Origin of the sequence: Mediterraneibacter agrestimuris (genome assembly GCF_943193195.1) — a bacterium.
Taxonomy (GTDB): domain Bacteria; phylum Bacillota; class Clostridia; order Lachnospirales; family Lachnospiraceae; genus Schaedlerella; species Schaedlerella agrestimuris.
Genome location: NZ_CALPDG010000024.1, coordinates 1 through 26,839 on the forward strand (window position 1 = coordinate 1; position 26,839 = coordinate 26,839).

A 26,839-nucleotide genomic window follows, 5' to 3' on the forward strand; every position below is an offset into this window, starting at 1 on the left:
TGGCAGAGCATCTGGAGCAGGTTTTCATCATCTTTATGGATGCGGAATGAAGCAGGGTCATTGGTCTTGAAACTGGCGGCACTAAAGCAGCAGATACAGTTGTTTATCAAAGCAGCTGAACTATCCAAAGAAGCAAAGAAAAAGGTGACTCCATATTCGGAAAGAGCAGAGATTACTACTTTGATAAAGTCCATTGCCACATTGAAAAAGACTTGGATGCCACTCTATGAACAAGTGAAATCAGAATGTTGACAGCTTCACGATCAATATCTCTGTCTGGTCCTTTGCTCACAACCGCTTCATCACCTAGTATGATGCCGTGATTACAGTTGTTCCGTTGTCTGCTAAAATCAACAAAAAGAGAAGCCTTCCTACTCATGTGTTCGTGTCAGCCTATAAGTATCATGTTTCAGGTTCTGTATGTATTCATTCCGTTTCTCCATCTCAGAATAGTATATTTCTTTATATCGCATTTCCTTTCGATACATTTCGTCGTCATGCTGTTTACGTGTAAGAGTTTCAAATCGTTCCATCATGTAAAGCATACAGTAATACGTCAGCACGATTGAAATTATAATGCTTATGCACATGACCATGCTTTTTCCATTTCCTGCTTCCATTGAAATCAGAACCACAAAGCAACAGTTAAGAATTGAAAAGACAAATACCATTACTAAAACACTCGCTATTTCTTTTGGCAGTTTTGACAGACGAATCCCTTTCCGGGATATCAGCTTACTAAAAAGATACAATCCATTCCCTCTTATCAATGCACAGAGCACTACCACAAAATAATACGTTTTCCACTCAGCCGTTTTCAGTGTGAAGTTAAAAGTACGAAGCAAAAGCAGCCCTACAGGTTCTAATACCATACCAATGCCTACATATATAATGAGTGTAGTAACTCTTGATCGCATTCCCATATCGAAGAATAATGTTATCGTCATCAGTGCAAGCAACAGCATTATGAAATTAAATAATGGATGCTGCATTTCATTAATACATGTCCATATGACCGCCATTATCATAATATAAACCGATAACAGTATCTGTGGGACATTTCTCTTTTTCTTAAAGGAGCTGATAAAATAATAGAATATTCCCAAATCAAACAAATTTACACCCAATCGAATGATACTCTCCATAATCTACACCATCCTCCTCATATATTCGAGATGCTTCTCTTTCAGGCTCTGTTTATGAGAACGTGCAATCAGAAAACGTTCTCCATCATCCAGAACAACCTCGTCCCCCTCTATGGATCTGATATGGCTAAGATTAATTATATAAGACACATGAATATGCGAAAACATCTGCTTATCAAGCTGCTTCCACAATTCTTCTATTGTCATATTGGTTTTGTAGACATCGGAAACCGTGTGAATCACTGCCTGACGTCCTTTTTTCTCAAAGTAAAGTATATCAGCGCAGTTTACCCTGAAATGGTTTTTACGGAATTGGAACACAAAGTCCTGCTTTATCATATTTAGATAATGCAATGCTTTTAAAAGAACCGACTCTAGCTTCTCTGCTGTTATCGGTTTAGATATATAGTAAAAGTAATCACATCAAATACTTCCATGACATACTGAGTATAGCTTGTCAGGAATACAAATAATGCTTTCGCATTTTTTACCCGAATTTCTCTGGCAAGCTCCAGACCATTCATCTGAGGCATTTCAATGTCAAAAATGTAGAGATGATATACTTCATCATGCAAAGAATGTGCTTCAATTAGCTCTTTTCCGCTGAAATATACATCATACTCAACAGGGTAATGTCTAAGCTTATCAAAAGCACTTTCCAACATCTCTACATCTGTTCTGCTATCATCACATACTGCAATCTTTAACATGGTAATTCCTCCTTGTCCATCAAGAAGCAGGAATTCCTTTCTATCATTTAATCAGCTTTGCTACATACGCCAGTACCCTGTCAAAAAACTGATCCCGCTGTTCCTTGCTGCTGTTTGCAACATAGTATTCTAAATTAAAATCCATAATATTGCTGCTTACACCAGCTATCAAATACGTAGGATCAATTCCATATGTATGATAAAGAATCAGTATCTTATCTGCAGACAATCCGGTTGCCCCTGCTTCCAGTTTGCGATAATGTTCTTCTGTCACGTCAAGCACTCTGGCAAATTCTGACTTATCGATATTCATGTTTGTTCTTGCTTCCCTTAATCTCTTTCCAATCTGTATATTTATATTTTTTCTGTCGTTTTCCGTGATTTGCACCTCTTTTCCAAAATAAATCATAGCAATGGACAGCCCTTTCTTACAGACCAGAAAACAACCCAACCAACATCATTTTATAACCATATTAAGGTTAGATTTTGATTTTTCCCTAAAAACCAGAAACCGGATGGCAACTATCAGTCACCACCCGTTTTCTTCAGAACGCTGTTAATATTCAGTTATTTATATACAAATCCTGGCATCGGCTCAATTTTAAACTGATTCCTATGATGCAGCGAATCTATCCGTGCCTTTGTTTCCATATTCTTTATAACGCCATGTCTTATATACTCATCCAGCTCTGCATAGGTAAACCCCAGATTTTCCTCATCTGTTTTCCCGCAAAGTCCATCAATAGGAGTCTTTTCAACCAATTCAGCAGGCAGTCCCAACTCCATTCCGATCTTCTTAACCTCTGTAACAGTCAAATTACACAGTGGGCTGAAATCACCAGCACCATCTCCATAGCGGGTTGCATATCCTACCCAGTCCTCAGACAAATTACAGGTATTTGCCACCCTGCCATTCATGCTTTGTGATACTGCATACAATGTTGTCATACGCACTCTGGCTGGAAGATTGGTCTTTGTCTGTACAGAAATTTCCGGCAAAATCCCGATACTTTTTGTAACTGCATCAACAGACTCCTTTATATTTACTATAAAGTATCTGATACCCAGATGTTGCACAAGCCTGTACGCCATATCAATATCCCCCTGTTCCCCACACGGCATCAAGACTCCGATAACACGCTCTTTTCCCAGTGCTTCCACACATAAAGCGGCTACAACAGAACTATCTTTTCCACCGGAAATTCCTACAACTGCATTACAGTCCTGTCCGTTCTGTTCAAAAAAATCTCTGATCCAGTCAATACAGTCCTTTGTTACCTTTCCTGCATCGAACATCTCCTGCACCTCTTTTCTCATTTTGAAAGCAGCTTTACAAGCCTTTCTGCCGCTTCTTTTGTATCTTCCGGTGAGCCAAAAGTTGAAAACCGGAAATAGCCTTCTCCACAGGCTCCAAACCCTTCTCCCGGTGTTCCCACAACCTGAATTTCATGTAACAGATAATCAAAAAACTCCCAGCTTCCCATTCCATTTGGACACTTCATCCAGATATATGGAGCATTCTTTCCTCCGCAATACCAGATTCCAAGCTGATCAAGCGCTTTCATCAGCACCTTTGCATTTTTCTTATAAATACGGATATTTTCGTGAATCTGTTTCTGTCCTTCCTCCGTAAAAACTGCTGCCCCACCTTTCTGAATAATGTAAGACACACCATTTGTCTTTGTTGTACGATTGCGTACCCACATTTCATTCAGGTTCATTCCACTCCGTTTCAATGCTTTTGGTATTACCGTATATCCAAGTCTGGTTCCCGTAAAACCGGCAGTCTTGGACAGCGAGCAGATTTCAATCGCACATGTTTTTGCTCCATCCAGTTCAAAAATACTATGCGGAAGAGTTTCATCCTCAATAAAAGCCTCATATGCTGCATCAAAGAGAATCACGGAACCATTCTCATTGGCAAAATCTACCCATGCCTGAAGCTGATTACGTGAAAAAACGGCTCCGGTAGGATTGTTTGGTGAGCATATATAGAGTAAGTCTGCTTTTATTTCTTCGCTCGGCTCAGGCAAAAAGCTATTTTCTTCCCCGGAAGCCAGATGGACAATCTTCCTTCCTGCCATCACATTCGCATCCACATACGCAGGATAAGCCGGCTCAATCACCAATGCAGAACCGGAACGTTCAAACAAGTCTAAAATATCCCCAAGCTCATCGCTTGCTCCACTTGAAACAAACACCTCGTCTGAGGACAAAGAAACGCCTCTGTTTTCATAATACTTTGCAATCGTATCCCTCAAAAATGAGGCACCACACTCAGGCATATATCCATGAAAACTGCTTTTTGAAGCCTGATCATCCACAGCCTCATGCAATGCCTTGATTACGGCATCGCATAATGGCAGTGAAACATCTCCAATACCCATTCTTAAAAGCTTTACTCCCGGATGCTGCTCTACATAAGCCTTGGTTTTCTGAGCAATATTGTAAAAAAGATAGGAATCTTTTAATTCGCTGTAATGCATATTTGGTCTGATCATGTTATTCTCCTCCCTGTATGATTCGATATCTAATAATTCTGATGGACAATTCGCCCAATGCCCTTGCAAAAAGAATTCTTGAATGAAGTCTCTTTCCAAGTTTTCTATGAGATTTTGTCACATTATTTCCGTGCAGCCTGTGTTCTAAGACGGTATATTCCAAATGAACGTTGCTTTTCAATAAATTTGCTGCCATGGCAATCCATGTATCATGGGATTCCATATACTTTGGAAACGGTAAGATAACTTCTTTCAATTCCCTCTTGAATGCCATGGCACATCCATAATAAGATGCCTTCCCTCCAAATATTCTGGAGATATTTAGCATATAGTTACAGGAGTCTTTTGCCTGTAATCGATCAAAAGTTTTCTTACTCCTGTTTCCCCGTTTGTCTATGGCAACCATATTTCCTGTAACAAGCATAACCGAATATCGCTGTATTACATGAAGCATTTTTTCCATTCGGTTTTTTGTCCAGATATCGTCCTGATCCGCCAAAAAAATATATTCATTTCCCGCAAGCCTTACCGCCTCTTCAAAAGATTTTACAACTCCTTTATTTGATGTGTTCTGGTAAAGCTTAATCCTGTTATCAGGAATTGCTGAAATAATTTCTTTCGTATTATCAGTAGAACGATCATCTACAATAATCAGTTCATCCTCCCGACTTAATTGCGGCAAAATCGACTCTATCTGTTCTTTTATATACAATGCCCCATTATAGCTTGCCATGCAAACGCTGACATTTTCCTTGCACATTTTTTTCCAGGCAATCCTTTCATTCAGCATCTATCGTAGATATACCAATGGTCACTTCCTCCAGCACATCTAAAAGTACCTTTACCGTGTCCAGAGATGTCAGCATGGTAATATTGTTCTGTGTTGCCGCACTTCGGATTGCAACACCATCTTCATAATGAACACCGGAAAGAATTGCACGGGTATTGATGACATAGCTGACGTATCCTGCACGGATCGCATCCAGTATCTCACTGCTTCCTTCCGATGGTTTCCCCAGTATACGGGTACGGATTCCATGCTGTTTCAAATGCTCTCCCGTAAGAGAGGTTGCTTCTATATTAAAGCCCATATCATAAAAGCGTCTGATAAGCGGAAGGGCTTCGTCTTTATCCTCATCTGCAAGCGTCACAATGACTGTTCCATAATTCTGCACACGAATACCGGAAGCAATCATGGCTTTATACATTGCCCTGTGAAGCTTCTTATCATATCCGATTGCTTCTCCCGTTGATTTCATTTCGGGTGACAGGTAAGCATCCATACCACTTAGCTTTGCAAAGGAAAATGCAGGCACTTTCACATACCACCTCTTCTTTTCTTCGGGATAGCTCACAGTAATCCCCTGCTCCTTCAGGCTCTTTCCAAGAATGACTTTCGTTGCAATATCAGCCAATGGATATCCGGTTGCTTTTGACAAAAATGGAACTGTTCTTGAAGAACGCGGATTTACCTCAATGATAGATACATTCTCCTGTCTGTCCACGATAAACTGGATATTAAACAGTCCCACAATGCCAATGCCAATACCTAGTTTTTTCGCATAGTCCAAAATCGTAGCCTTTACCTTATCTGAAATGCTAAACGTCGGATATACACTGATGGAATCGCCGGAATGAACCCCTGTCCTTTCTACCAACTCCATGATTCCCGGAACAAATACGTCCGTACCGTCACAAATGGCATCAATTTCGACTTCTTTCCCACAGATGTATTTGTCTACCAATACCGGTTTATCTTCATCAATCTCTACCGCAGTTTTCAGATAGTGCCGCAGGTGTTCTTCCTTTGCCACGATCTGCATGGCTCTTCCGCCAAGTACAAAGCTTGGACGTACCAGCACCGGATAACCGATCTCTTCTGCCGCTTTTACGCCATCTTCTATATTCGTTACAGCCTGTCCTTTCGGCTGTGGGATAGAAAGCTCTGACAACAGCTTTTCAAAAGCATCTCTGTTTTCTGCTTTTTCGATTGCAGCACAGTCCGTGCCAATCAGCTTCACCCCACGTTCCTGCAGTGGATTTGCCAGGTTGATTGCAGTTTGACCGCCAAGTGATGCAATAATTCCATCCGGCTTCTCCATTTCGATCACATTCATAACATCTTCTACGCAAAGAGGCTCAAAATACAGCTTGTCGGATGTGGTATAATCCGTAGACACAGTTTCCGGATTATTATTGATGATGATCGCCTCATATCCGGCTTCTTTAATGGTTTTCACTGCATGTACCGTGGAATAATCAAACTCCACGCCCTGACCGATACGAATAGGACCGGAGCCCAATACAATGATTTTCTTCCTGTCTTCCACGATCGATTCATTTTCATCCTCATAAGTAGAATAAAAATAAGGAACATAGCTTTCAAATTCCGATGCACAGGTATCAATCATTTTATAGACTGGGAAAATGCCATGTGTCTTACGCATTTCATAAATGTTCGTTTCCGTCATATTCCACAGCCACCCAACTGCTCTATCTGAGAAGCCTGCCTTCTTTGCCTGATACAAAAGCTGTCTGTTACCGATACACTGCTCCAGTTCTTTCTCCATATCAATGATTTTTTTCATCTTATCAAGAAAGAAACGGTCAATGCGTGTCTGCTCCCTGATATCAGAAACCGATTCACCCATTCGGAGCAACCGGGCAATGGCAAAGATACGGTCATCTGTGCCGATTTTGATATATTCCATCAAAGCCTTTTTATCTTCTTTTTCAAACTTTTCCATATACAGATAATTTACGCCTGTTTCCAGAGAACGGATTGCTTTTAACAGACTCTCCTCAAAGGTTCTGCCAACACTCATGACTTCCCCGGTTGCTTTCATCTGTGTACCCAGCTTCTGATTTGCATCGGTAAATTTATCAAATGGAAAACGCGGCATTTTTGTTACCACATAATCCAGTGCCGGTTCAAAGGATGCAGGCGTATTTACCAGCATAATCTCATCCAGAGTCATTCCCACACTGATTTTCGCCGATACCCTTGCAATCGGATATCCGCTTGCCTTTGATGCCAATGCAGAGGAACGGGATACGCGCGGATTTACCTCAATCAGATAATACTGAAAAGAATCCGGATCAAGTGCAAACTGTACATTACAGCCTCCCTCCACCTTCAAGGCACGGATGATTTTCAAGGCACTGTCACGGAGCATCTGATATTCTTTATTCGTCAGTGTCTGTGACGGACATACCACAATGGAATCTCCTGTGTGGATTCCTACCGGGTCCAGATTTTCCATATTGCAGACCGTGATTGCTGTGTCATTGGCATCACGGATCACTTCATATTCAATTTCTTTAAAGCCCTTGATACTTTTTTCTATCAGCACCTGATGAACCGGTGACAAAGCAAGGGCATTTTTAATCAATCCCAGAAACTCCTTCTCATCATCTGCAAAGCCGCCGCCGGTTCCGCCAAGGGTAAATGCCGGACGAAGCACCACCGGATATCCGATATTCTCAGCAGCCTTTATGGCTTCCTCCACCGTATTGGCAATGACAGACGGAAGCACCGGCTCTCCTAAGCTTTCACAAAGCTCTTTAAAGAGTTCTCTGTCCTCTGCCCTTTCAATGCTCTCACTGCTGGTTCCCAAAAGCTCCACACGGCACTCTTTTAAAATGCCTTTTTTCTCAAGCTGCATTGCCAGATTAAGTCCGGTCTGACCACCAATTCCCGGTACGATGGCATCTGGACGCTCATGACGGACAATCTTTGCAACATATTCCAATGTCAACGGTTCCATATACACCTTATCTGCAATGGTGGTATCTGTCATAATCGTTGCCGGATTGGAGTTGCATAAGACAACCTCATACCCTTCTTCTTTCAGTGCAAGACATGCCTGGGTCCCTGCATAGTCAAATTCTGCCGCCTGACCAATCACAATCGGACCGGAACCAATGACAAGTATTTTCTTCAAATCAGTTCTTTTCGCCATCTTTTGTTCCCTCCATCATTTCTATAAACTGTTCAAACAGATAACCGCTGTCCTGCGGGCCCGGTGCGCTTTCCGGGTGATACTGCACACTAAACACCTTGTCCTCCTCACAGGCAACACCTTCTACTGTCTGATCCAGCAGATTCAGGTGCGTTACTTTCAATCGGGTATTCGCAAGACTTTCCCTGTCCACTGCATAGGAATGGTTCTGGGAGGTAATCTCTATCTTTCCTGTCAGAAGATTTTTTACCGGATGATTTCCTCCCCTGTGTCCAAATTTTAACTTATAGATCCTTGCCCCATATGCAAGGGAAATGATCTGATGACCAAGGCAGATTCCAAAGATCGGATATTTTCCCCGTAAGCCTCTCACCAGTTCTATGACCGGCTGCACATCCATCGGGTCTCCCGGACCATTAGATAAAAAGATTCCGTCCGGCTTCATTTTTTCTATTTCTTCCATAGAGGTATTCCATGGAAATACCGTCACATTGCAGCCTCGTCTGTTAAAACTCCTCACAATATTCTGCTTCATTCCACAATCAATGGCGGCCACATGATATTTCTCATCCGGAATCCTATATTGCTGAATCTCGTTTCTGCTCACAAAAGCTACTGCATCTTTTGGTATATCATAGGAACTCAATTTGCAAAGTCTCTCCTGCAGAGAAGTATCAGCATCTGTAATCAATACTTTTCTGCTTCCCAAATCACGGATAGAACGTACCAGCTTTCTGGTATCAATTCCATAAATTCCCGGAATCCGGTATTTCTCCATGATTTCGGATAATGTATATTTACTGCGGAAGTTGGATGGCTGATCGTTATAATCCCTTACAACCAATCCTCCAATCGTCGGTGTTTCTGTTTCAAAATCTTCTTCTGCAATCCCATAGTTACCAATCAGCGGATATGCCATCACAACAGTCTGGTAGGTATAGGACGGATCAGAGATGATTTCCTGATACCCAACCGGAGAGGTATTAAATACGATTTCCGTGATTCTTTCATCAAAGGAACCAAAACCATATCCATAATACTCACTGCCATCTGGGAGAATCAGTTTTCTGTCAAATTTTTTCATAATATATGTCACCCCTCTATCTAAACCCGTTCAGACAGTTTCCTTTCAAAACGGTCTTTACGGAGATCTGCCGGAATTTTGGTTGGATATTCTCCGTTAAAGCAGGCAGCACAATAATCCTCGCTGTCAATCAGCTTACTCAGCTTCTCCACCTCCAAATATCCCAAAGAATCCACTCCGATCATCTCTGCGATCTCTTCCATGCTATGATGGCATGCAATCAGATTTTCTTCTGAGTCAATGTCCGTGCCATAATAGCAGGGATGTAAGAATGGGGGAGCCGAGATTCTCATATGTATCTCTTTCGCTCCTGCGTCACGCAAAAGCTTTACAATACGTTTACTGGTTGTACCTCTTACGATAGAATCATCAATAAGAACGACTCGTTTTCCATCGATTACATTTTTCACAGGAGAAAGCTTAATCCTGACTTTGTCCAAACGTTCATTTTGTCCCGGAGAAATGAATGTTCTTCCAATATATTTATTTTTGATCAGTCCTATCCCATAAGGAATGCCGGATTTATTTGCATATCCAAGCGCTGCATCCAGTCCGCTGTCCGGAACTCCGATCACAATATCTGCGTCCACCGGATAACTTTCTGAGAGCAGCTCGCCTGCTCTCATTCGTGATTCATGGACAGATACACTATCTATGACAGAATCCGGTCTTGCAAAATAGATATACTCAAAGATACAGGTTTTCTTTTTCTGCTTACCGCAGTGTTCTTTCCTTGATTCCACTCCATTTTGACTAAACACCAGAATCTCACCCGGAAGCAGATCTCTGACAAATTCTGCGCCTACCGCTGATAATGCGCAGCTTTCTGATGCCACTACATAGGCTCCATCCGGCATCTGTCCATAACAAAGTGGTCTGAATCCATATGGGTCTCTTGCAGCAATCATCTTTGTAGCTGACATCAAAACTAATGAATAAGCCCCTTCCAGTAAATTCATGGTGTTGCTTACCGCTTCTTCTATGCTCGGTGTCATCAGCCTTTCTCTTGTAATCACATAAGCAATGGTTTCTGTATCGCTGGTGGTATGAAAAATGGCTCCTGATAACTCCAGCTTATCACGCAGCTCCAATGCATTACTCAAATTTCCGTTATGTGCCAGTGCCATCTTTCCTTTCTGGTGGTTGACTTCAATGGGCTGGCAGTTATTTCGTGTTGTCCCGCCGGTTGTTCCATATCTTACATGGCCCACTGCCATAGTCCCTTCCGGCAAATGAGATAATGTGTCTTTCGAAAACACTTCGCTTACAAGGCCCAGATCCTTATAGGAAGAAAACACACCATCATCATTCACAACGATCCCGCAGCTCTCCTGTCCTCTGTGCTGCAAGGCATACAATCCATAATAGGTAATCCCTGCCACATTTTCTTTTTGTGTACTCATCACACCGAATACACCACATTCTTCATGAATCGCCATACTCTTTTCCTCCTGCGTATTATTCTACTGTGACCGATTTTGCCAGATTCCTTGGCTTATCAATATCACAGCCGCGATTCAGTGCAACATAATAGGCAAAAAGCTGCAAAGGAATCACTCCGAGAACCGGCTGCAAAAGGGAATGGGTCTTTGGTATCACAAACATTTCGGATGCCTGACTGCTAATCAGCTCTGCTGTCTGATCTGTCGTCATTGCGATTACTTCTGCTCCTCTGGATTTTACTTCAACAATATTGGACAAGGATTTTTCCACCAGCGGCTCATAGGTTGCCATAGCAACCACCAGTGTTCCCGGTTCTATCAGAGAAATCGTTCCATGTTTCAGTTCTCCTGCCGCATAGGATTCTGAATGAATATAAGAAATCTCTTTCAGTTTTAGAGAGCCCTCCAAACCCAGTGCATAGTCCAGATTACGACCAATATAGAAAACACTGTTATGGTTGAAATATCTGGATGCCGCTTTCTGATAAAGATCCAGATCATTCATAACAACACTTATCTTTTCAGGTAAATCTTGAAGCTCCCTGATAATTGCCGCATATTCTTCCTGCTCCATCCTGTTTAACTGTTTTGCAAGATAAACTCCCAACATGAGCAAAAGTGCCATCTGCGTGGTATACGCTTTGGTAGTTGCTACCGCAATTTCCGGTCCTGCCCATGTATAAAGTACATAATCCGATTCTCTTGCTATGGAGCTTCCCATCACATTTACGATTGACAGGACTTTGGAACCTTTTCGCTTTGCTTCCCGAAGTGCCGCCATAGAATCCAGTGTTTCCCCTGACTGGCTGATTACAATTACAAGTGCCGATTCTCCAAGTAACGGTTCGCTGTATCTGAACTCTGATGCAAGACAGGCTTCTACCGGAATGTGCAGAAGTCTCTCTAATGCATACTTTCCTACCATGCCTACATGATATGCAGAACCACATGCAACAATATAGATTCTGGAAATATTCTTCATCAACTCTTTTGCATCGTTCAGTTCCTCCAGAACAATTTCTCCATCTGAAAGTCTCGGAGAGATTGTTTTACGTACTGCTTCCGGCTGTTCCATAATCTCTTTCAACATGAAATGTGCATATCCGCCTTTTTCTGCTGCGGAAACATCCCACTCAATCAAATGTTTTTCTTTTTCCAGCAGAAATCTGTCTCTGTCAAAGATCTGAACATCATCTGCCGTAATGACTGCCACTTCATCATCTTCCATATAAGTAACTGTCCTTGTATGTGCAAGAAGTGCAGTAACATCAGAGGCAATGTAATTTCCCTCCTGACCGTAACCAATCAGCAGAGGGGCGTCTTTTCTTGCTGCAACCATCTGTCCCGGAAAATCAGAACAGAGAATGCCCATAGCATAAGCACCTTTGATACGATTTAAAACCGCATACACTGCATCCATCAGATTGGATTTCTTCCTATAATAATATTCCAGTAACTGGACGATTACCTCCGTATCCGTATCAGAAGAAAAAACGACTCCTTTACGGATAAGAGAGTTTTTGATCTCCAGATAATTTTCTATGATGCCATTATGGACAACCGCAATCTTTCCTTCCTGCCCAACATGGGGATGTGCATTTGTATCATTTGGTTCCCCATGGGTTGCCCATCTGGTGTGACCAATGCCGATATTCCCCGACAAAGGATTTTGAGAGTCCAGCAATTCCCGCAGAACAGACAGACGTCCTTTGCTCTTTTTTACCTGTAATCTCCCATCCGCTGATACGACCGCAACTCCTGCTGAATCATATCCTCTGTATTCCAGTCGTTCCAGACCATCAAGCAATATCGGAACAGCTTCTGTCTTTCCTGCAAATCCAATAATTCCACACATTTTTTCTACTCCTCTTTTCGTTTCGACTTAATCAGCGTTTCTTTTTAATAAAGCTGCCGAAACGAATCCTTTAAACAGTGGGTGAGACTGATTTGGGCGGCTCTTAAATTCCGGATGAAACTGTACGCCTACAAAAAACGGATGCTCCTTAAGTTCTACGGTTTCCACCAGTCTGTCATCCGGAGAAGTACCGCTGATCACAAGTCCTGCTCTCATCAGTTCCTCACGATATTTATTATTAAACTCATAGCGATGGCGATGGCGCTCATGGATCAGTTTGTTACCATAGCATTGTTCCATTTTCGTTCCGGCTTTAATGCTGCATGGATAGCTTCCCAGACGGAGCGTACCGCCTTTATCAATTTCCTCACTCTGTCCCGGCATAAAATCAATGACCTTATGGGCACACTGTTCATCAAATTCACCCGAATGAGCACATTTAAGTCCCAGAACATTCCTTGCAAATTCGATGACGGCAATCTGCATACCCAGACAGATACCAAAGTAAGGAATCTGATTTTCACGGGCATAGTTTGCTGACAGGATCATTCCTTCGATACCACGATTTCCAAATCCGCCCGGAACGATGATCCCATCCAGACCTTCCAATATTTCCTTTACATTGTCCGACCTGATATTTTCTGAATCAATCCAGTGGATTTTCACAAACGTATTCAGTTCATACCCTGCATGGTTCATTGCTTCTGCCACAGACAGGTATGCATCATGGAGCTTTACATACTTTCCAACCAGACCGATGTGGACTTCCCGGGAACGGTTTCGGATGCGTTCCACCATCTGTTCCCAATCTTCCAGCTCCGGTTTCGGCGCATCAATGTGAAGTTCTCTGCAAACAACATCTGAAAATCCGGACTTTTCCAACATCAGCGGTGCTTCGTAGAGGTTCTGTAACGTCCTGTTCCCAATCACGCAATCCGGTTTCACATTGCAAAAAAGAGAAATTTTCTGAAAGATGGATTCTTCCAATGGTTTATCAGAACGCAGCACTATAATATTTGGATTGATACCCATTCCTCGAAGCTCCTTGACAGAGTGCTGCGTTGGTTTTGACTTATGTTCTTCAGAGCCACTCAAATAAGGGACTAACGTCACATGGATAAATAAACTGTTCTCCCCGCCAACCTCCAATGAAATCTGACGTACTGCTTCCAGAAATGGTTGGGATTCAATATCCCCAATGGTTCCTCCAATCTCCGTGATCACTACATCTGCATCCGTCTTTTTTCCTACACGGTACACAAATTCCTTAATCTCATTTGTGATATGGGGAATCACCTGAACCGTGGAACCTAAGTATTCTCCTCTTCGTTCCTTGTTTAATACATTCCAATAAACCTTTCCAGTCGTCAGATTGGAGTATTGATTCAGATCTTCATCAATAAATCTCTCATAATGCCCCAGGTCCAGATCCGTTTCTGCTCCATCTTCGGTTACATATACTTCGCCATGCTGATACGGGCTCATGGTTCCGGGGTCTACGTTAATATATGGGTCTAACTTCTGTGCTGCCACTTTTAAGCCCCTTGCTTTTAAAAGACGTCCAAGAGAAGCGGCGGTAATCCCTTTTCCCAGACCGGATACCACACCTCCAGTCACAAATATATATTTAGTCATAATCTTTCACTTCCTTACTCAAACTCCACCGTTGCCGGCGGTTTGCTTGTAATATCGTAGAGAACACGGTTTACATGGGAAACCTCATTCACAATACGGCCTGACACCTTATCCAGCACCTCATATGGAATCCTTGACCAGTCTGCAGTCATAAAATCCTCTGTTGTCACACTTCTGAGTGCAACTGCCCAGTCATAAGTACGTCCATCTCCCATGACACCTACAGACTTCATATTTGTAAGCACTGCAAAGTATTGATTCATCTGCATTTCCAGCTTTGCTTTTGCAATTTCCTCACGGAAAATGGCATCTGCCTCTCTTAAGATATCCAGCTTTTCTTTTGTAATTTCTCCTATCACACGGATTGCAAGTCCGGGACCTGGAAACGGCTGGCGCATAACCATATATTCCGGAAGCCCAAGCTGTCTTCCCAGTTCTCTTACTTCATCCTTGAACAGCAAACGCAATGGTTCAATAATCTCTTTAAAATCAACAAAATCCGGCAGGCCGCCCACATTGTGATGGCTCTTTATGGTTTCTGCATTTTCTTTGCCGGATTCAATCACATCCGGATAAATAGTTCCCTGTGCCAGATAGTCCGTCCTGCCAATTTTTTTGCCTTCTTCCTCAAATACACGGATAAATTCTTCTCCGATGATCTTACGTTTCTGTTCCGGTTCTGTGATCCCTTCCAGTTTTTTTAGAAAGCGTTCTCCGGCATTCACACGGATCAGGTTGATATTCCATTTTTCAAATGCTTTTTCTACTTCATCACCTTCGTCTTTTCTCAGAAGGCCGTGATCCACAAAAACACAGGTGAGCTGTGAACCCGCTGCTTCCGCAAACAGGGCTGCACACACAGAGGAATCCACGCCTCCCGATAGAGCCAAAAGCACCTTATCATTCCCTACTTTGCTTCTGATTTCTTCGATACAGCGATACATATAGCTTTCCATCGTCCAGTCACCCACTGCACCACAGACTTTATATAAAAAGTTTCGGATCATGGTAGTTCCATTTTCTGTATGATTTACTTCCGGATGGAACTGTACACCATAATATTTTCTGTTTTCATCACAAATGGCTACATTCGGGCATTTCCCGCTACGGGCAACCAGCCTAAATCCGTCGGGTACTTTCCTCATGTAGTCGCCATGGCTCATCCATGAAATACTCTCCTCATCCAGTCCGTCAAACAGCAGACAGGAATTATCATAGAAAGTAAGTGTTTTTCCATACTCTCTGGCGTTTTCATTTTCTGCTGCCGTAACCATTCCTCCAAGATGATGGGCAAGGAGCTGACATCCATAGCAGATACCAAGAATCGGTATTCCAAGCTCAAAAATACCTTCTGCCGGATGATAAGAATTTTCTTTATATACACTGTCCGGTCCTCCAGTGAAGATAATGCCAATGGGGTCAAATGCCCGAATCTCAGAAAGGGTCATGGTATAAGGCTTAACCTCACAATAGACGCTGCATTCCCTCACCCTCCTGGCAATCAACTGGTCATACTGACCGCCAAAATTCAAAATTAGTACTTTCTGATTCTGCATCTTTCCTTTTCTCCTAAAACATTGTGATATAGGCATCACGTTCGGCGCCGACAGACACATACTTAATCGGGCACTCGATTTCCTTTTCAATATAACGGATATACTCCAATGCCGCTTTGGGAAGATCATCTACTGTTCTGCATCCGCTGATATCACACTGAAATCCCGGAAGATATTCATAGATCGGTTTTGCACATTTAAGTTCTTCGATACCGGATGGAAATGTGTCTACTCTGTTTCCATCAATCTCATACGCTGTACATACCGGGATTTTTTCCATATAAGAAAGCACATCCAGCTTTGTAAGCGCCACATAGCTGCAGCCCTGCATCTTTGTCCCATATCTGGAAGCAACCACATCAAAGCCTCCGACTCTTCTCGGTCTTCCGGTTGCTGCACCATATTCGCCCCCTGCCGCACGAAGCTGCTCCGCTTCCTCTCCAAACAGTTCACAGGTAAAAGGTCCTTCTCCCACGCAGCTTGAGTATGCTTTCATAATACCGATGCTTTCATCCAGTTTTGCAAAAGGTACGCCAGCTCCGATTGGCGCATAAGAAGCAAGGGTTGTGGATGCAGAGGTATATGGATAAATGCCAAAGTCTATATCCCTGAGTGCCCCAAGCTGTGCTTCAAACAGAATGGATTTTCTCTCTTCAATAGCGTCTCCAAGGTATTCCGTCGTATCACAGATAAAAGGAACAAAGAACTCTCCGTATTCTTTTAACCACTGAAACATTTCATCTGCCAGCACTGGTGCATGACCATATCCATTTTCCACAGTCAGGTTCTTCCATTCCACAAGACCACCAAGGCGTTCCTTTAATGCTTCCAGATGGAGCAAATCACCCATACGCAGTGCTTTTTTCATATATTTGTCTGCATATACCGGAGATATACCTCTTCTGGTAGATCCAAATTTCTTATCTAACAGTCGGTCTTCCTCCAGACAATCCATCAGCTTATGATATGGCATACAGATGGTTGCCCTGTCACTGATCTTTAAATGTTCCGGCGTTACTTCCACACCTTTTTCTGCCAGTTTCTGCACTTCCCCGTACAAATGTTCCAGGTCAATCACAATGCCCGGTCCCAGAATATTGACCGTATCTTCATGGCAGATTCCGGACGGCATCAGATTCATGACAAATTTTCCTTTTTCATTGATCACGGTATGACCCGCATTATTTCCGCCCTGATAACGGACAACAATATCATAGTTTTCGCTGAGAAGATCTACCATACGGCCTTTTCCTTCATCGCCCCAGTTTGTTCCAACAATTGATGTAAGCATATGCATTCCTTCCTTTCAGACATTCACTTGCGCTTCCACGTTCACACGCTGCTTATTTTTTTCCAGTAATGGTTTCACGGTTTCTGTTACAAACTTCTCGCACTGATATTCTGCCATTCCGGTGAACTTCACCGGGTCAAGCAAAACTTCCAGTTCCATGGCAGAAAGTCCAAAGCTATCGTCATTTTTGATACGTTCTATTAAATCATTTTCATTTCCATAGAGTTTTACCTGTTCCGCTGCCATAATAGAATGTTTACGGATTGCTTCATGAAGTTCCTGTCTGTCCCCATCTTTGGTTTTTACACAATACATCAGGATATTTTCCGTCGCCATAAATGGAAGTTCTGCATCCAGATGCTTCTTAATAACTGCCGGATAGACCTTCAGCCCCCTGATTACATTGATATACAGATTTAAAATGGCATCTGTGGCCAGAAATGCTTCCGGTACAGCCAGGCGCTTATTTGCGGAATCATCCAATGTGCGTTCAAACCACTGTGAAGCTGCTGTAATAGCAGTATTTTGTAAATCACAAATCACGAAACGAGCCAGTGATGCAATACGTTCGCTTCTCATTGGATTTCTTTTATATGCCATGGCAGAAGAACCGATCTGTTTTTCCTCAAATGGTTCATCCACCTCTTTTAAGTGGCTGAGTAAACGGATATCACTGGAGAATTTTGATGCACTCTGTGCAATTCCGGACAATACCTGTAAAACCGCAAAATCAGCTTTTCGTGTATAGGTCTGTCCACTGACACTCTGACACTTTGAAAAGCCGATTTTTTCTGCGATTTTCTGCTCCAGCTGTTCCACCTTTGTTTCTTCCCCATCGAACAGTTCCAAAAAGCTGGCACCTGTCCCGGTGGTTCCTTTACAGCCAAGGAGTTTTAAGTTATTCAGTTGAAAATCAAGCTGTTCGATATCAAACAGCAGATCATTCATCCAAAGACAGGCTCTTTTTCCTACCGTTGTTGGCTGAGCTGCCTGAAAATGAGTATATGCAAGAGTTGGTAATGCCTTATATTCCATGGCAAATTCGCTAAGGGCTTCTATGGCATTTAACAAAAGATTTCTAATCTGTAAGAGCGCACTTTGCATGAGGATAATATCCGTATTATCCCCCACATAACAGGAAGTTGCTCCTAAATGTATGATTCCCGCCGCTTCAGGACAGGCATCCCCGAAGGTATGGACATGTGCCATCACGTCATGACGAAGCTCATTTTCGTATTGTCTTGCTTTTTCATAATCAATGTTGTCAATCTGAGCTTTCATTTCCTCAATCTGCTCATCAGAGATAGGAAGTCCCAGTTCCTTTTCACTTTCCGCAAGTGCCACCCAGAGTTTTCTCCATGTGGAAAATTTTCTATCATTGGAAAATATACTCTGCATTTCTTTACTTGCATAACGTTCACATAAAGGTGATTGATAAATATCTGTTCTCATAAAATCTATTTACTCTCCATTTCTAATCCTAATCGTTTTGCCACCTGAATATACGCATCCTCTACGCCTCCTAAATCCCTGCGGAAACGATCTTTATCCATTTTTTCTCCACTTTCCACATCCCATAAGCGGCAAGTATCCGGAGAAATCTCATCTGCAAGAATGATCTTGCCATGAAAACGGCCAAACTCTATCTTGAAATCAATCAGACGAAGGCCTGCTTTTAAATATTCCACTTTCAGAATTTCGTTAATTTTAAATGCATAATCCTTTATCGTTTTGATCTCACTTGCAGTCGCAAGCTGTAATGCTTTTGCAAAATGGGAATTGATCAGCGGATCTCCCAGTTCATCATTCTTATAAGAAAATTCAATCGTCGGCTCAGCAAGTACCGTTCCCTCTTCCACACCCAATCTTTTAGAAAAACTGCCGGCAGCCACGTTTCGCACAATTACTTCCAACGGAACAATCTCCACCCTGCGCACTGCGGTTTCTCTGTCATTTAATTCCTGAATAAAATGAGTCGGCACACCTTCTGCTTCAATTTTCTGAAACAACAGATTGGTCATACGGTTATTGATCGCACCTTTCCCAACGATTGTTCCCTTCTTCAAGCCATTAAAGGCAGTTGCATCATCTTTATAAGAAACAATCAGGACATCCGGATCATCCGTTAAGAAAACCTTTTTTGCTTTTCCTTCATATAATTGTTCACACTTTTGCATTTCATTCTTCCTCCAATAAAGTCATTTCCTGCATTTTTGAACGCAAAAAAGGCAAAAGCGCCTTTAAGTTCATTTTAAACTTAAAGACGCCTTTGCCTTTACGCACGCTATTTTACCTCTTAAATTTTATCTTGTCAATCCATTTTATCTAAAAATCCCTACTTTCATCGATCTATTTCATTAGATCCAAAAGAGTAATATTATCAAAATAATGATTTACCATATGATGAAATTCTTTCCACATCGGCAATGTTTTACATGTATCTGCACGTTTACAGGTTTTTGCATTACATTCCAGACATGCAACCGGAACCAGTTCCCCTTCTGCAAGTCTTAATATATCTCCAACCCTATAATCTTTTGGTTCCCTTGCCAGACGGTATCCGCCGCCTTTCCCCTGTACCCCTTCCACATAATGGTTCTTAGAAAGTACAGGCATAATTCTCTCGATATATTTTAAAGACAGCTCCTGTCGATGGGCAACTGTCTTCATTGCTATATAACCTTCATTCTGATTTTCTGCAAGATCAAGCAATACACGCAAAGCATATCTTCCCCTTGTTGAGATCATCATTCCTTTGTTCCTTCTTTCCTTATTCTGCAAATAGAGGTGTTGATAAATATCTATCTCCTGTATCCGGCATCAATACAACAATTGTTTTTCCTTTATTTTCGGCTCTTTTGGCAAGCTGGATTGCCGCCCATAAGGCTGCTCCGGAAGAAATGCCTACAAGCACCCCTTCTCTATGCCCCATGAGTTTTCCGGTTGCAAAAGCATCTTCATTCTCTACCGTAATAACCTCATCATAAATGGAAGTATTTAATATATCCGGAACAAATCCTGCTCCAATGCCCTGTATTTTATGCGAACCGGCAATGCCTGTAGAAAGCACTGCTGAAGATGCCGGCTCAACAGCCACAATCTTAATATCCGGATTTTGTGCTTTCAGATATTCACCAACACCCGTCACTGTACCTCCGGTACCTACGCCTGCTACAAAGATATCCACATTACCATCTGTATCCTCATATATTTCAGGGCCTGTACTCTCCCTATGGGCTTTGGGATTTGCAGGATTCACAAATTGTCCGGGAACAAAACTATTCGGTATTTCATTGGCCAGCTCTTCTGCTTTCGCAATGGCTCCCTTCATGCCTTTCGCCCCTTCACTAAGCACAAGTTCCGCTCCGTATGCTTTCATAAGCTGACGTCGCTCTACGGACATGGTATCAGGCATTACAAGAATCATGCGATACCCTCTGGCAGCTGCAACAGAAGCGAGACCAATACCTGTATTGCCGGAAGTTGGCTCAATAATTACTGTATCAGGTTTTAATCCGCCTGTACTCTCAGCGTCATCCAGTATTGCTTTTGCCACACGATCTTTTACCGAGCCAGCTGGATTAAAGTATTCCAGCTTGGCTAAAATTTTTGCCTGCAACTCATATTCTTTTTCAATATGAGTGAGTTCCAAAAGTGGTGTCTTTCCAATCAGCTGCTCTGCCGAAGTATATACTCTTGACATCTCAAACACTCTCCTTTACTTATTCTACCGCATCAAACCCATGCTGTAAATCATTGATAATATCTTCTATATGTTCTGTTCCAATAGAAAGCCGGATTGTATTTGGCTTAATTTCCTGCTCAGCCAGTTCCTCCGGCGAAAGCTGACTGTGTGTTGTAGTCGCAGGATGAATCACAAGACTTTTCACATCAGCTACATTTGCAAGTAATGAAAAAATCTGCAGATGATCTATAAACCTGTAAGCCTCTTCCACTCCCCCTTTAATATCAAATGTAAAAATAGATGCTCCACCATTCGGGAAATACTTCTGATAAAGCGGATAATCAGGATGGGAAGGAAGAGATGGATGGTTCACTCTTTCAACCTGTGGATGAGCGTTTAAAAATTTTACCACCTTCTTCGTATTTTCTGCATGACGCTCCAGACGCAGCGACAGTGTTTCGATTCCCTGCAATAAAAAAAACGCTGCAAAAGGAGAAATGGTTGCTCCTGTATCACGAAGCAGAATTGCACGGATATAAGTAACGAAGGCTGCTGGCCCTGCAGCTTTTACAAAAGAAACGCCATGATAACTTGGATTCGGTTCAGCGATGGCTGGATACTTACCTGAAGCAGTCCAATCAAATTTGCCTGAATCTATAATGACCCCACCAAGAGTAGTTCCATGACCTCCAAGAAATTTTGTAGCAGAATGTACCACAATATCAGCCCCATGTTCAATTGGACGAATAAAATACGGTGTACCAAAGGTATTATCTACCACAAGAGGTAATCCATGTCTATGGGCAAGCGCAGCCAATGCGTCAATATCCGGAATATCACTGTTCGGATTGCCAAGCGTTTCTATGTAAATCGCTCTTGTATTTTCCTCAATAGCAGCTTCCACTTCATCAAGATCATGTATATTGACAAAGGAAGCTGTGATTCCGAACCCCGGAAGTGTATGTGCCAACAGGTTGTAACTGCCGCCATAAATCGTTTTCTGTGCAACAAAGTGTCCACCATTTTGTCCCAGAGCCTGCAAGGTATATGTAATTGCAGCTGCTCCTGAAGCAAGTGCCAAAGCAGCAACACCACCTTCTAAGGCAGCAACACGCTTTTCCAGAACATCCTGCGTAGAGTTCGTTAAGCGTCCATAAATATTTCCGGCATCTGTAAGTCCAAAACGTGCTGCCGCATGGGCACAATCGTGAAAAACATAAGAAGTGGTTGCATAAATAGGCACTGCACGTGCATCCGTAACAGGATCCGGAGCCTCCTGTCCTACATGAAGCTGAAGTGTTTCAAATCTGTATTTTGACATAATATAGTTCCTTTCGTTTATAAATTTCAATGATTTCAATTAGCTTACTGCGGATTGTCACATTCGACCAAAACGAAAGTTTTCTCGTACAAGCTTTTCAAAATAAAATCCCATAACAAGCTCCTTATTGCCTACCGTTCAAGTAGGTTTTTGTTTTCTGTATTATATCCATTATTTACCTACCATGTCAATAGGTATTTCAAAATTCTTGTTCCATATCTCTGTTAATCGTTCCATATAAATAGCCCGAAGCCATAATGACTCCGGGCCAAATTCACATTACTATCATTTTATGAAAGGCATTTATCCTTCAATAGCAATATACTTTTTATCTTCTATCTGTGCTTTTTTCTCTTCCTGTTTTGGAATAGACAGTCTTAATACTCCACTTTCGTACTTCGCATGAATATCTTCCTGTCTGATATCCTCGCCCACATAGAACGATCTGCTCATACTGCCTACGTAACGTTCACGACGGACAAACCTTCCCGTCTTTTCTTCTTTTTCCTCTTTGTCGAGACCTTTCGCTGCATTGATCATCAAATATCCATTCTTCAGTTCTAGTGAAAGTTCCTCTTTCTTAAATCCCGGAAGATCGATATCCACTTCATAATGATCATCCTGTTCTTTCACATCTGTTTTCATCATGTTTGCAGCATGACGACCATACAGTTTTTTCTGTGCTTTCTTCATTGCCCGATCATCAAATACCGGAAAATCAAAGAAATCATCAAAGAACTCGTCAAATAAATTTTCTCCAAAAATACTAGGTGTTAACATAATCATCGCTCCTTTTTCAAATTATATTTTGAAACTGGGGATGTTTAGGAAGAATCATGAACTCGTGGTTCTTTCTTTCTCCTGTTTCTAATTATGTTATAGCACCTTTGTTAGCACTCGTCAAGCGTGAGTGCTAACATATTATGTGAATTTTTTGTGTCTTTTCAATCAAGATTGAGTGCCTCGATCTTTCCATTACTTCATTTTATTTTCCGCTATCACCATAGTTAGATAGTACCCTTGCAGAAGGATCATTTACGTCGCATCCTTCCCACTCTTTGTTCGGCATCCAGAAATCTGCAACCATCTCAGCCTGACCCGGATAATACTTTTCAAAAATTTCTCTATATAATAAGGATTCTTTTGTAAATGGTCTGGCATGGGTATAGCTTTTACATCTTCTTTCAAATTCTGCATCTGTATATTGCTTTTGTGCATATTCCTTTAAATAATCAACCATGGAATGTCCAACAGCATCTGAAAATGCAGCTTTTTCTCTCCAAAGAATCTCATCCGGCAGATAACCACCCTGTTCAAACGCATGACGGAGCAGATATTTTCCTTTTCCATAAGTATTCAGCTTTAATTCCGGGTCTACTGCCATCACATATTTTACAAAATCCAGATCACCAAACGGAACTCTTGCTTCCAGCGAGTTTACGGAGATACAACGGTCCGCACGGAGAACATCATACATATGAAGTTCATGGATTCGTTTCTGTGATTCCTCTTGAAAGGCTCTCGCATCCGGTGCAAAGTCCGTATATTTATAACCAAACAATTCATCAGAAATCTCACCGGTCAAAAGGACACGGATATCGGTCTGTTCATGGATTGCCTTACACACCAGATACATACCCATGGATGCACGGATTGTGGTAATATCATAGGTTCCCAACAACTGAATGACTGTTTCCAGCGAAGAAAGCACTTCATCCGGTGTCATATAAACCTCTGTATGATCACTTCCAATATAATCTGCCACCTGTTTTGCATATTTTAAGTCAATGGCATCTTCACTCATACCAATCGCAAATGTCTTAATCCGTTCCTTACTTTTCTTTGCTGCAATCGCGCACACCAAAGAAGAATCCAGACCGCCGGAAAGCAGGAAGCCTACCTTTGCATCAGCTACAAGACGTTTTTCCACGCCAGCCACAAGCTTATCATGAATACTCTTGCAGACTGTCTCCAGATCATCATGACAAACCGTATCTACTTTAGCAATGTCACAGTAGCAGATAAACTGACCGCCCTTATAATAATGTCCCGGTGGAAACGGCATGATCTTCTCCGCAAGTCCTACCAGATTTTTCGCTTCACTGGCAAATATAACAGCACCTTCTTTATCATATCCATAATACAATGGACGGATTCCAATCGGATCTCTTGCCGCGATAAATTCTCTTGCTTCCCCATCGTAGATGATGCAGGCAAACTCCGCATCAATCATGTCAAACATGTCTGTACCGTATTCCTGATATAACGGCAAAAGTATCTCGCAGTCCGATTCACTTTCAAATGTATATTTTACTGACAGTTCTTCTTTCAGCTTCTCAAATCCATAAATTTCTCCATTACAGACCACATAACTGTTCCCATACTTAAATGGCTGCATACCGGATGGAGTTAATCCCATGATTGATAATCTGTGGAATCCAAGAAGGCCATCACCTGTTTCAACCACACGTGTATCATCCGGACCTCTTGATATGGTCTTCTCAAATCCTTTCATAAAAACATCAAAGGCAGCACTGCGGCTGCAATAACCCATAATAGAACACATATAAATCTACCTCCGTAAATCTAGTAATTCAGCATTCTATAGGGCAAGTGCTGTGCTCGCGGTGCCACCTATCTTTTGTCTCATTTCCAAACCTTTTCATGGTTCTGCCATTAACGCTTGACGTAACGTCGCACCTACTAAGGAAATCCTGTTCGGATTGCAGCTTAAAAAGTGTTATTCATACAGGCTCTGCTGCGTGGCTCTCACTGTTCCACCTTCGCTGTAAGTGATCACCTGTACTACTTCTCTTTTCTCAAATGCCTTTACAATATTTAGTTTCTATCCATTCTGATTTTATTCTACGTCCTGAAGGGCATCAAATCCTTCTTCTCCGGTTCTTACCTTTACAACATTTTCTACATCATAAACAAAGATTTTACCATCGCCGATATGTCCTGTGTAAAGTACCTTCTTCGCTGTTTCAATGACTTTACGAACCGGAACTGCACTGACTACGATATCCACCTGTACTTTTGGAAGCAGATTTGCTTCGACCTGTACGCCTCGATAATACTCCGGCTTTCCTTTCTGCACACCGCATCCCAAAACATGAGATACTGTCATACCGGTAATACCAAGCTTCATCATGGCATTTTTCAATGCTTCAAATTTAGATTCCTTACACACAATCTCAATCTTTGTAAACTTCGGAGTCCCTTCTTCAAAAGTCGGAACATTTTTAACCGGGATTGCTTCTGCCATCGGTGCATCGCCCGTCACCATAACCGGCATAACCTCATCCTCTGCTGTAACTGTATCCGGAAGCATTGCAAAACCTGCATATGCTGTTAATAAACCATGTTCAGATACATCAAGTCCTGCAATTTCATCTTCTGCGTCAGCACGAAGACCAATCGTATATTTGATCGCTAAAAATACAATCGTGATAATAACCGCAACATATGCTGCTACAGAAAGAACACCTGCCACCTGAACTCCAAGGAAGTGTAAGCCGCCTCCATAGAAAAGCCCTGCTTCTGTTGTTACACCTGTTGCAAATAATCCTGTAAGGATTGTTCCGGTTGCACCACATACACAATGAACAGATACAGCACCAACCGGGTCATCAATTTTTGCAATCTTATCAAAAAATTCAACGGATAATACAACTAAAACACCGCATACAACACCGATTACGGCTGCACCAACCGGACTTACTGCATCACAGCCTGCCGTAATACCAACGAGTCCTGCCAATGCTGCATTGTATGTCATGGAAACATCCGGCTTTTTATAACGAAGCCATGTGAAGATTAAAGTTGTACAGCAAGCTACCGCAGCTTCCATATTTGTGTTGAAAAATACTCTTCCTGCTGTTTCCATCAAAGCATCGCTGTCCATACCTACAGTAGATGCACCATTGAAGCCAAACCAACAGAACCAGAGGATAAATACACCAAGTGCTGCAAAAGTAAGATTATGTCCGAGGATAGCTCGTGGTTTTCCATCTTTACCATATTTTCCGATACGAGGTCCTAAAATTTTGGCTCCGATCAATGCACAGATACCGCCTACCATATGTACGGCTGTAGAACCTGCAAAATCATGAAAGCCCATCTGTGAAAGCCATCCTCCGCCCCAAATCCAGTGCCCTGAAATCGGGTAGATTAAAAGAGAAATCGCTGCTGAATAAATGCAGTATGCACTGAATTTTGTTCTCTCAGCCATTGCTCCGGACACGATTGTTGCAGATGTCGCACAAAAAACAGTCTGGAAGATTGCAAATGCCCATAACGGAACCCCCGCCGGCAAAATGTGACTGTAATCTCCACGAATCAATGGATCAAAGGTTCCTATGATCGCAGAGCCGCTGCCAAACATCAGCCCGAACCCTACCAGCCAAAAGGCTGGTGTACCGATACAAAAATCCATCAGGTTCTTCATCAAAATATTTCCTGTATTCTTTGCTCTGGTAAATCCGGCTTCACACATGGAGAATCCCGCCTGCATGAAGAACACTAATGCTGCTCCAATCAATACCCAAATTGTGTTAACTGCACTGTAAGTCATAAACATTCCTTCTTTCTGTATTTTTTTATGCTCTAGAATCTTCGATTCTATCGCTAACGTATCAGGTGAAAATACG

Annotated in this window: 23 protein-coding genes; 1 reads left to right on the forward strand and 22 read right to left on the reverse strand. The window is 42.2% G+C overall.

Features of this window, described 5'->3' with window-relative positions; genetic code table 11:
- On the forward strand, positions 1 to 252 hold a 252-nt coding region (locus NFS18_RS11825), incomplete at its 5' end, for a hypothetical protein (RefSeq protein WP_251390357.1).
- A gap of 119 nt (positions 253 to 371) precedes the next feature.
- On the opposite strand, the gene NFS18_RS11830 is transcribed toward NFS18_RS11825, so the two are convergent.
- From NFS18_RS11830 to NFS18_RS11935, 22 genes are all read right to left on the reverse strand, one after another.
- A complete protein-coding gene (locus NFS18_RS11830) occupies positions 372 to 1,145 on the reverse strand; it encodes a hypothetical protein (protein ID WP_251390359.1) in 774 nt (257 codons plus the stop codon).
- A gap of 3 nt (positions 1,146 to 1,148) precedes the next feature.
- The gene (locus NFS18_RS11835) at positions 1,149 to 1,388 is read right to left on the reverse strand and encodes a LytTR family transcriptional regulator DNA-binding domain-containing protein (RefSeq protein ID WP_251390361.1); all 240 of its coding nucleotides are present in this window, start codon (positions 1,386 to 1,388) and stop codon (positions 1,149 to 1,151) included.
- Between the two features lie 146 nt (positions 1,389 to 1,534).
- Positions 1,535 to 1,855 carry a LytR/AlgR family response regulator transcription factor gene (locus tag NFS18_RS11840; RefSeq protein WP_251390364.1) on the reverse strand — a complete coding sequence of 107 codons (321 nt, stop codon included), beginning with the start codon at positions 1,853 to 1,855 and terminating at the stop codon, positions 1,535 to 1,537.
- Positions 1,856 to 1,898: 43 nt separating this feature from the next.
- The gene (locus tag NFS18_RS11845) at positions 1,899 to 2,168 is read right to left on the reverse strand and encodes a helix-turn-helix domain-containing protein (protein ID WP_251390366.1); all 270 of its coding nucleotides are present in this window, start codon (positions 2,166 to 2,168) and stop codon (positions 1,899 to 1,901) included.
- A 254-nt stretch (positions 2,169 to 2,422) separates the two neighbouring features.
- The gene (gene nadE / locus NFS18_RS11850) at positions 2,423 to 3,172 is read right to left on the reverse strand and encodes an NAD(+) synthase (RefSeq protein WP_016439146.1); all 750 of its coding nucleotides are present in this window, start codon (positions 3,170 to 3,172) and stop codon (positions 2,423 to 2,425) included.
- A complete protein-coding gene (locus NFS18_RS11855) occupies positions 3,169 to 4,356 on the reverse strand; it encodes an LL-diaminopimelate aminotransferase (protein WP_016439147.1) in 1,188 nt (395 codons plus the stop codon). The genes nadE and NFS18_RS11855 overlap by 4 nt, the downstream gene beginning before the upstream one ends.
- 1 nt (position 4,357) lies before the next feature.
- Positions 4,358 to 5,089, reverse strand: a complete 732-nt coding sequence (locus NFS18_RS11860; protein ID WP_251390368.1) for a glycosyltransferase — start codon at positions 5,087 to 5,089, stop codon at positions 4,358 to 4,360.
- A gap of 46 nt (positions 5,090 to 5,135) precedes the next feature.
- Positions 5,136 to 8,318, reverse strand: a complete 3,183-nt coding sequence (gene carB / locus NFS18_RS11865; RefSeq protein ID WP_251390370.1) for a carbamoyl-phosphate synthase large subunit — start codon at positions 8,316 to 8,318, stop codon at positions 5,136 to 5,138.
- Positions 8,302 to 9,402, reverse strand: a complete 1,101-nt coding sequence (carA, locus tag NFS18_RS11870; RefSeq protein WP_251390373.1) for a glutamine-hydrolyzing carbamoyl-phosphate synthase small subunit — start codon at positions 9,400 to 9,402, stop codon at positions 8,302 to 8,304. Before carA ends, carB begins: the two co-directional genes overlap by 17 nt.
- Before the next feature lie 20 nt (positions 9,403 to 9,422).
- The gene (gene purF, locus NFS18_RS11875) at positions 9,423 to 10,841 is read right to left on the reverse strand and encodes an amidophosphoribosyltransferase (RefSeq protein WP_251390375.1); all 1,419 of its coding nucleotides are present in this window, start codon (positions 10,839 to 10,841) and stop codon (positions 9,423 to 9,425) included.
- Between the two features lie 19 nt (positions 10,842 to 10,860).
- On the reverse strand, positions 10,861 to 12,699 hold the full coding sequence (gene glmS / locus NFS18_RS11880; protein ID WP_251390377.1) for a glutamine--fructose-6-phosphate transaminase (isomerizing): 1,839 nt from the start codon (positions 12,697 to 12,699) through the stop codon (positions 10,861 to 10,863).
- A 27-nt stretch (positions 12,700 to 12,726) separates the two neighbouring features.
- Positions 12,727 to 14,334, reverse strand: a complete 1,608-nt coding sequence (locus NFS18_RS11885; protein WP_251390378.1) for a CTP synthase — start codon at positions 14,332 to 14,334, stop codon at positions 12,727 to 12,729.
- 14 nt (positions 14,335 to 14,348) lie between these two features.
- Positions 14,349 to 15,890, reverse strand: coding sequence for a glutamine-hydrolyzing GMP synthase (gene guaA / locus NFS18_RS11890; RefSeq protein ID WP_251390381.1), 1,542 nt, complete (start codon positions 15,888 to 15,890; stop codon positions 14,349 to 14,351).
- A 13-nt stretch (positions 15,891 to 15,903) separates the two neighbouring features.
- The gene (locus NFS18_RS11895; RefSeq protein ID WP_251390383.1) at positions 15,904 to 17,181 is read right to left on the reverse strand and encodes an adenylosuccinate synthase; all 1,278 of its coding nucleotides are present in this window, start codon (positions 17,179 to 17,181) and stop codon (positions 15,904 to 15,906) included.
- A 15-nt stretch (positions 17,182 to 17,196) separates the two neighbouring features.
- Positions 17,197 to 18,633: an adenylosuccinate lyase gene (gene purB, locus NFS18_RS11900; RefSeq protein ID WP_251390385.1), complete on the reverse strand. Its 1,437-nt coding sequence runs from the start codon at positions 18,631 to 18,633 to the stop codon at positions 17,197 to 17,199.
- 5 nt (positions 18,634 to 18,638) lie between these two features.
- Positions 18,639 to 19,358: a phosphoribosylaminoimidazolesuccinocarboxamide synthase gene (gene purC, locus NFS18_RS11905; protein WP_120091418.1), complete on the reverse strand. Its 720-nt coding sequence runs from the start codon at positions 19,356 to 19,358 to the stop codon at positions 18,639 to 18,641.
- Between the two features lie 172 nt (positions 19,359 to 19,530).
- Positions 19,531 to 19,932 carry an RrF2 family transcriptional regulator gene (locus NFS18_RS11910; RefSeq protein WP_251390388.1) on the reverse strand — a complete coding sequence of 134 codons (402 nt, stop codon included), beginning with the start codon at positions 19,930 to 19,932 and terminating at the stop codon, positions 19,531 to 19,533.
- 19 nt (positions 19,933 to 19,951) lie between these two features.
- Positions 19,952 to 20,884, reverse strand: coding sequence for a cysteine synthase A (gene cysK, locus NFS18_RS11915; protein ID WP_251390390.1), 933 nt, complete (start codon positions 20,882 to 20,884; stop codon positions 19,952 to 19,954).
- Between the two features lie 19 nt (positions 20,885 to 20,903).
- Positions 20,904 to 22,187 carry an O-acetylhomoserine aminocarboxypropyltransferase/cysteine synthase family protein gene (locus NFS18_RS11920; RefSeq protein WP_016439161.1) on the reverse strand — a complete coding sequence of 428 codons (1,284 nt, stop codon included), beginning with the start codon at positions 22,185 to 22,187 and terminating at the stop codon, positions 20,904 to 20,906.
- A gap of 303 nt (positions 22,188 to 22,490) precedes the next feature.
- Positions 22,491 to 22,967 carry an Hsp20/alpha crystallin family protein gene (locus NFS18_RS11925; protein ID WP_016439162.1) on the reverse strand — a complete coding sequence of 159 codons (477 nt, stop codon included), beginning with the start codon at positions 22,965 to 22,967 and terminating at the stop codon, positions 22,491 to 22,493.
- Between the two features lie 205 nt (positions 22,968 to 23,172).
- On the reverse strand, positions 23,173 to 24,753 hold the full coding sequence (asnB, locus tag NFS18_RS11930; RefSeq protein WP_120105174.1) for an asparagine synthase B: 1,581 nt from the start codon (positions 24,751 to 24,753) through the stop codon (positions 23,173 to 23,175).
- A 294-nt stretch (positions 24,754 to 25,047) separates the two neighbouring features.
- Positions 25,048 to 26,763, reverse strand: a complete 1,716-nt coding sequence (locus tag NFS18_RS11935) for an ammonium transporter (RefSeq protein WP_251390392.1) — start codon at positions 26,761 to 26,763, stop codon at positions 25,048 to 25,050.
- Positions 26,764 to 26,839 lie beyond the last annotated feature (76 nt).

Bases quoted from the DNA above. Each gene is read 5' to 3' on its own strand.
- NFS18_RS11830 (WP_251390359.1), bottom strand. From the start codon at position 1,145: ATGGAGAGTATCATTCGATTGGGTGTAAATTTGTTTGATTTGGGAATA.
- NFS18_RS11840 (WP_251390364.1), bottom strand. From the start codon at position 1,855: ATGTTAAAGATTGCAGTATGTGATGATAGCAGAACAGATGTAGAGATG.
- NFS18_RS11845 (WP_251390366.1), bottom strand. From the start codon at position 2,168: ATGAATATCGATAAGTCAGAATTTGCCAGAGTGCTTGACGTGACAGAA.
- nadE (WP_016439146.1), bottom strand. From the start codon at position 3,172: ATGAGAAAAGAGGTGCAGGAGATGTTCGATGCAGGAAAGGTAACAAAG.
- NFS18_RS11855 (WP_016439147.1), bottom strand. From the start codon at position 4,356: ATGATCAGACCAAATATGCATTACAGCGAATTAAAAGATTCCTATCTT.
- NFS18_RS11860 (WP_251390368.1), bottom strand. From the start codon at position 5,089: ATGGCAAGCTATAATGGGGCATTGTATATAAAAGAACAGATAGAGTCG.
- carB (WP_251390370.1), bottom strand. From the start codon at position 8,318: ATGGCGAAAAGAACTGATTTGAAGAAAATACTTGTCATTGGTTCCGGT.
- carA (WP_251390373.1), bottom strand. From the start codon at position 9,402: ATGAAAAAATTTGACAGAAAACTGATTCTCCCAGATGGCAGTGAGTAT.
- purF (WP_251390375.1), bottom strand. From the start codon at position 10,841: ATGGCGATTCATGAAGAATGTGGTGTATTCGGTGTGATGAGTACACAA.
- glmS (WP_251390377.1), bottom strand. From the start codon at position 12,699: ATGTGTGGAATTATTGGATTTGCAGGAAAGACAGAAGCTGTTCCGATA.
- NFS18_RS11885 (WP_251390378.1), bottom strand. From the start codon at position 14,334: ATGACTAAATATATATTTGTGACTGGAGGTGTGGTATCCGGTCTGGGA.
- guaA (WP_251390381.1), bottom strand. From the start codon at position 15,890: ATGCAGAATCAGAAAGTACTAATTTTGAATTTTGGCGGTCAGTATGAC.
- NFS18_RS11895 (WP_251390383.1), bottom strand. From the start codon at position 17,181: ATGCTTACATCAATTGTTGGAACAAACTGGGGCGATGAAGGAAAAGGC.
- purB (WP_251390385.1), bottom strand. From the start codon at position 18,633: ATGAGAACAGATATTTATCAATCACCTTTATGTGAACGTTATGCAAGT.
- purC (WP_120091418.1), bottom strand. From the start codon at position 19,358: ATGCAAAAGTGTGAACAATTATATGAAGGAAAAGCAAAAAAGGTTTTC.
- NFS18_RS11910 (WP_251390388.1), bottom strand. From the start codon at position 19,932: ATGATGATCTCAACAAGGGGAAGATATGCTTTGCGTGTATTGCTTGAT.
- cysK (WP_251390390.1), bottom strand. From the start codon at position 20,884: ATGTCAAGAGTATATACTTCGGCAGAGCAGCTGATTGGAAAGACACCA.
- NFS18_RS11920 (WP_016439161.1), bottom strand. From the start codon at position 22,187: ATGTCAAAATACAGATTTGAAACACTTCAGCTTCATGTAGGACAGGAG.
- NFS18_RS11925 (WP_016439162.1), bottom strand. From the start codon at position 22,967: ATGTTAACACCTAGTATTTTTGGAGAAAATTTATTTGACGAGTTCTTT.
- asnB (WP_120105174.1), bottom strand. From the start codon at position 24,753: ATGTGTTCTATTATGGGTTATTGCAGCCGCAGTGCTGCCTTTGATGTT.
- NFS18_RS11935 (WP_251390392.1), bottom strand. From the start codon at position 26,763: ATGACTTACAGTGCAGTTAACACAATTTGGGTATTGATTGGAGCAGCA.